Below are 6,050 nucleotides of genomic sequence, written 5' to 3'. Positions count from 1 at the left end.
CTCCCCCACGCTCTTCCGATCTTAGCGCGAGCAGACGCGGCGGTACCCGGAAATGCGCGACAACGGGTACCGCCGCGTCTGTTCGGCGGAGAAGGTTGCTACTTCATCTGGAAGTTGGGGGCCCGCTTCTCCTTGAACGCCCGCGGGCCCTCTTTGGCGTCCTCGGACAGGAATACCGGGATGCCGTTGGCGGTGTCGGGCTTGAACGCGTCGAGCTCGTGCATGCCCTCGGTCTCGCGGATGGTCTTGAGGATCGCCTGCACGGCCAGCGGACCGTTGTTGTTGATCACCTCGGCGATCTCGAGCGCCTTGTCCAGTGCGGTGCCGTCGGGCACCACATAGCCGATCAGCCCGTAAGACAGCGCCTCGGCCGCGGTGATGTGGCGTCCGGTCAGCAGCAGATCGCAGGCGATGGTGTAGGGGATCTGGCGGACCAGCCGCACCGCCGAGCCGCCCATCGGGTACAGGCTCCACTTGGCCTCGGAGATGCCGAACTTCGCGCTCTCCCCGGCGATGCGGATATCGGTGCCCTGCAGGATCTCGGTGCCGCCCGCGATGGCCGGGCCCTCAACCGCGGCGATCAGCGGCTTGGTGAGCCTGCGCCCCTTCAGCAGACCGTCGATGCGCGACGGGTCGTAGCTGCCGTCCTTGAACGAGTCGCCCGGCGGCTTCTTGGTGGCGCCCTTGAGGTCCATGCCCGCGCAGAAGTAGCCGCCCGCCCCGGTGAGGATGCAGGTGCGGATCTCCGGGTCGTTGTCGACACGGTCCCAGGCCGCGACCATGATCGAGAGCATCTCGGTGGAAAGCGCGTTACGGGCCTCCGGCCGGTTCAGCGTCAGGATGAGGGTGTGTCCGCGCTGCTCAATGAGGGCATCGGGCCCCTTATCCGGTTCGCTCACGGCTGCCTGCCTTCCTTCGTCATAACCCCAGACTTGTCACGAAATGTAACACGTTCTAGTTTAGGTTCTGTGGCTCTGAACATCGCTGATCTTGCCGAGCACGCCATCGACGCTGTGCCTGACCGTGTCGCCCTCATCTGCGGCGACGAACAGCTCACCTATGCCCAGTTGGAGGAGAAGGCCAACCGCCTCGCCCACTACCTGCGCGGCCAGGGGGTCAACAAGGACGACAAGGTCGGCCTGTACTGCCGCAACCGCAACGAGATCGTCATCGCGATGCTTGGTGTCGTCAAGGCCGGAGCGATCCTGGTCAACGTCAACTTCCGCTACGTCGAGGGCGAGCTGAAGTACCTGTTCGACAACTCCGACATGGTCGCGGTGGTCCACGAGCGCCGTTACGCCGACCGGGTCGCCAACGTGCTACCGGAGACGCCGAACGTCAAGACCGTCCTGGTGGTCGAGGACGGATCCGATGACGACTTCACCCGGTACGGCGGCGTGGCCTTCGAGGACGCCCTGGCACAGGGCTCACCGAAACGCGATTTCGGTCCGCGCAGTGCGGACGATATCTACCTGCTCTACACCGGCGGCACCACCGGATTCCCCAAGGGCGTGATGTGGCGTCACGAGGACATCTACCGGGTGCTGTTCGGCGGCACCGACTTCGCGACCGGAGAACCCGTCGCCGACGAGTACGACCTGTCCAAACAGGCTGTCGCCAACCCGCCGATGATCCGGCTGCCGATCCCGCCGATGATCCACGGCGCCACCCAATCGGCCACCTGGATGTCGCTGTTCTCCGGCCAGACCGTGGTGTTGGCACCGGAGTTCAACGCCGACGAGGTTTGGCAGATGATCCACGACCACAAGGTCAACCTGCTGTTCTTCACCGGCGACGCGATGGCCCGGCCGCTGCTGGACTCGCTGCTGGCCGGGCAGGCCGCCGGTAAGGAGTACGACCTGTCGAGCCTGTTCCTGCTCGCCAGCACCGCCGCGCTGTTCTCCACCAGCCTCAAGGAGAAATTCCTTGAGCTGCTGCCCAACCGGATCATCACCGACTCGATCGGATCCTCGGAGACCGGTTTCGGTGGCACCAGCATCGTCGCCAAAGGACAGTCGCACACCGGTGGTCCGCGGGTCACCATCGACAAGACCACCAAGGTGCTCGACGAGGACGGCAACGAGGTCAAGCCCGGGTCCGGTGTGCGCGGCATCATCGCCAAGTGCGGGCATATCCCGGTCGGCTACTTCAAGGACGAGAAAAAGACCGCCGAAACCTTCAAGACCATCAACGGCGTTCGGTACGCCATCCCGGGTGACTACGCCGAGGTCGAGGCCGACGGCAGCGTCACCATGCTGGGCCGCGGCTCGGTGTCGATCAACAGCGGTGGCGAGAAGATCTACCCCGAAGAGGTCGAGGCGGCTTTGAAGGGGCACCCGGATGTGTTCGACGCGCTGGTGGTCGGGGTTCCCGACGAGCGGTTCGGCCAGCACGTCGCGGCCGTCGTGCAGGCCCGTGAGGGCACCCGCCCGACGCTGGCCGAACTGGATGCGTTCGTGCGCACCGAGATCGCGGGTTACAAAGTGCCGCGCAGCCTTTGGCTGGTCGACGAGGTCAAGCGCTCGCCCGCGGGCAAGCCCGATTACCGCTGGGCCAAGGACACCACCGAGGAGCGGGCCGCCGACGACGTGCACGCCAACCACGTGGGAGCGAAGTAGATGAAGTCCGAACTCTGCGAACGGTTCGGGATCGAGTACCCGATCTTCGTCTTCACCCCGTCGGAGAAGGTGGCCGCCGCGGTCAGCAAGGCCGGCGGTCTCGGCGTGCTGGGCTGCGTGCGGTTCAACGACGCCGACGATCTGGAGAACGTCCTGCAGTGGATGGACGCCAACACCGACGGCAAGCCCTACGGGGTCGACATCGTGATGCCCGCCAAGATTCCCACCGAGGGGACCGTCGTGGACATCGACAAGCTGATTCCGCAGAGCCACCGCGACTTCGTCGCGAAAACCCTTGCCGATCTCGGGGTTCCGCCGCTTCCCGAGGACGAGGAGCGTAACGAGGGGGTGCTGGGCTGGCTGCATTCGGTGGCCCGCAGCCACGTCGAGGTCGCACTCAAACACCCGATCAAGCTGATCGCCAACGCGCTGGGCTCCCCGCCCAACGACGTCATCGAGCAGGCGCATGCGGCCGGGGTCCCGGTCGCGGCGCTGGCCGGAAGCGCCAAACACGCGCTGCGCCATGTGGAGAACGGCGTGGACATCGTCGTCGCCCAGGGGCACGAGGCCGGCGGGCACACCGGCGAGATCGGCTCGATGGTGCTGTGGCCGGAAATCGTCGAGGCCCTGGACGGTAAGGCGCCGGTGCTGGCCGCGGGCGGTATCGGCAGCGGCAAACAGGTCGCCGCGGCGCTGGCGCTCGGCGCGTCCGGGGTGTGGATGGGATCGGCCTTCCTGACCTCGGCCGAGTACGACCTCGGGCACCGGCTGCCGGGCGGCACATCCACCATCCAGGAGGCGCTGCTGCGCGCAGGCACCGCCGACACCGTGCGCCGAAAGATCTACACCGGCAAGCCGGCCCGGTTGCTCAAGACCAAGTGGACCGACGCCTGGGACGCCCAGGACGCGCCGGAGCCGTTGCCGATGCCACTGCAGAACATCCTGGTCAGCGAGGCCCACCAGCGGATGAACGAGTCGGACAATCCCGACACCGTGTCGATGCCGGTCGGGCAGATCGTCGGCCGGATGAACGAGATCCGCCCGGTCGCCGACATCATCGGTGAGCTGGTGAGCGGTTTCGAGGCCGCCACCAAGCGCCTGGACGGTATCGCCGAGGCGTAGTGCTCACACCCCGGTCGTACCGTCGATGTTCTCCCTGAGCAGGTCGGCGTGCCCGCAGTGCCTGGCGTATTCGGCGATCATGTGGGTGTAGATCCAGCGCAGGGTCACCTCGGTGCCGAGGAACGGGCTGGTGTCGTCGAGCGCGCGTCCGGCGCAGTTGACCCTCGCCTGTTCGATCTCGGCTTGCCAGGTGGCGTAGACGGTTTCGAAGTCCAGGTCGGGGTCGAGCTCGAATCCGCCGTCGTGGCCCTCGGCCGACCGCTGGCCGTAGATCGAGGGCACGCTCTCGCCGAGCAGGACCCGGCGGAACCAGTTCCGCTCGACCTCGGTCTCGTGCTGCACCAACCCCATCAAGGTCAGCGGGGACGGGGGAACCGATGCGGTCCGCAACTGCTCATCGGTCAGGCCCGCGCACTTGGTCGCAAGGGTGCTGCGGTAGAAGTCGAGCCAGCTCTGCAGGGTGGCGCCCTCGTCGGCGGTCAGCGGCGGCGTGCCGCGCTCGGCCGGGCTCAACGCCCGGGCAACTTCTGCACCGCCTGGATCATCGGGGTCAGCGCTCTCTGCCAGAACGTCTGAGAAATGCCGAGCGGAGGATCCAGATTGAGTAGCCGCGCGGTCGAAACCGTCTGCGACTCGGTGTATTTGAGGATGCCGTCGGCGCCGTGACGGCGTCCGACCCCGGAAGCCTTCATCCCGCCCATCGGCGCGGCGGTGCTGCCGAACGCCAACGCATAACCCTCGTCGACGTTGACGGTGCCGGACTGCAACCGGGCGGCGATGGCCTCGCCCTCGGTCTTCGAACCGGCCCACACGCTGGCGTTCAGTCCGTACTCGGTGTCGTTGGCCTTCTCGATCGCCTCCTCGACGGAATCGACCGGATAGATCGACACCAGCGGGCCGAACGTCTCGCTGCGCGCACATTCCATCTCGTCGGTGACGCCGGACAACACGGTCGGTTCGTAGAACAGCGGACCGATGTCGGGGCGCGCGTTGCCGCCCGCGATCACCTTGGCGCCCTTGACCTTCGCATCGTCGACGTGCCGGGATACCGTCTTGACCTGATCCTCCGAGATCAGGCTGCCCATATCGGCGGTGAAGTCATAGGCGCCCGACAGCTTCATATTTCGCACCTGCTCGCCGAATTTGGCGGTGAACTCGTCGGCGATCTCCCGTTCGACGTAGATGCGTTCAATCGAGATGCACAGCTGCCCGGCGTTGGAGAAGCAGGCCCGGGTCGCGGCCTTGGCCGCCACGTCGAGGTTGGCGCCCTTGGTGACGATCATCGGGTTCTTGCCGCCCAGTTCGGCCGAGAACCCGATCAGCCGGCGCCCGCACTGCTCGGCCAGCGACCGGCCGGTGGCGGTGGAACCGGTGAACATCAGGTAATCGCAGTTCTCCACGATGGCGGTGCCCACCACCGAACCCGGACCGGGAACCACCGCGAAGACATCGCGGGGCACGCCCGCCGCATACAGCAGTTCGGCGTTGGCCAGCGTGCAGTACGGGGTCTGGCTGTCGGGCTTCACCACGACGGCGTTGCCGGCGAGCAGCGCCGGAATCGAATCCGAGATCGACAGGGTCATCGGGTAATTCCACGGCGAGATGACCCCGACGACACCCTTGGGATGGTGGTTGACCACGGTCTTGACCACACCGGGCAGCAGGCCCTTGACCCGCCTGGGGGCGAGCAGCCTGGCGGCCTCGCGCGCGTAGTAGCGCGCGTTCAGCATGATGTCGACGATCTCCTCCTGCGCCGCCGAACGGGCCTTGCCGGTCTCGGCCTGGGCCACATCCATCAGGAAGCCGCGGTCGCGGGCGACGAGTTCGCGGAAACGCTCGATGGCGGCACAGCGTTCCTTGACCGGCCGCGCGGCCCACTCGGCCTGCGCGGCGCGCGCCTTGGCGAAGGCGGTCGTGACATCCTCGGCGGTGCCGACCGGGATCGTGGTCAGCTCCCGGCCGGTGAACACCTCGTCGATCGATCTGGACTGACGCGCGTCCACATCGGTGATGGCGGCGAGTTTGCGCAGCCGGGCGAAATCGGTGGCGGACGGCGCGGGCATGACTGGCCCCCTTACTGGCGAGTAACTAGTGATCAAGGCCAACCTACTCGGGACCAGCGTCCCGACCAAGAGTGGTTGTCCGATTTGTTCACGACCCGCCGCGGGCCCCGGTCGTACCGTGCCGGTATGGCATCTGAACTGATATCGGCGGTCATCGAGATCGTCGCCACCGACCTGCGGAAGAGCCTCGATTTCTACCGGCTGCTCGGCCTCGACGTCCCGGCCTGAGTTTGGACATTTTGCTTAG

General features: G+C 66.5%; 5 protein-coding genes. 2 read left to right on the top strand and 3 right to left on the bottom strand.

The genetic code is table 11. The features are described 5' to 3' along the window. Positions 1-98: 98 nt before the first annotated feature. Complete coding sequence (locus ACWDTP_RS36735) at positions 99-899, bottom strand: crotonase/enoyl-CoA hydratase family protein (protein ID WP_450028135.1); 801 nt, start codon at positions 897-899, stop codon at positions 99-101. A gap of 33 nt (positions 900-932) precedes the next feature. Between ACWDTP_RS36735 and ACWDTP_RS36730 the strand changes: the two genes are divergently transcribed. Both ACWDTP_RS36730 and ACWDTP_RS36725 read left to right on the top strand, forming a co-directional pair. Next, positions 933-2,618, top strand: coding sequence for an acyl-CoA synthetase (locus ACWDTP_RS36730; RefSeq protein ID WP_450028136.1), 1,686 nt, complete (start codon positions 933-935; stop codon positions 2,616-2,618). Continuing rightward, positions 2,619-3,740, top strand: a complete 1,122-nt coding sequence (locus ACWDTP_RS36725; protein ID WP_450028134.1) for an NAD(P)H-dependent flavin oxidoreductase — start codon at positions 2,619-2,621, stop codon at positions 3,738-3,740. 3 nt (positions 3,741-3,743) lie between these two features. Here the strand turns inward: ACWDTP_RS36725 and ACWDTP_RS36720 are convergent, their stop codons facing one another. Then, positions 3,744-4,253: a DinB family protein gene (locus tag ACWDTP_RS36720; RefSeq protein WP_450028133.1), complete on the bottom strand. Its 510-nt coding sequence runs from the start codon at positions 4,251-4,253 to the stop codon at positions 3,744-3,746. Next, positions 4,250-5,803, bottom strand: a complete 1,554-nt coding sequence (locus tag ACWDTP_RS36715) for a succinic semialdehyde dehydrogenase (RefSeq protein WP_450028132.1) — start codon at positions 5,801-5,803, stop codon at positions 4,250-4,252. The genes ACWDTP_RS36720 and ACWDTP_RS36715 overlap by 4 nt, the downstream gene beginning before the upstream one ends. Positions 5,804-6,050: the final 247 nt, after the last annotated feature.

The organism is Mycobacterium sp. NPDC003449 (genome assembly GCF_053588415.1).
Note: the sequence above shows the minus strand (reverse complement) of the source record. Positions and strands in the feature narration are given on the sequence as shown.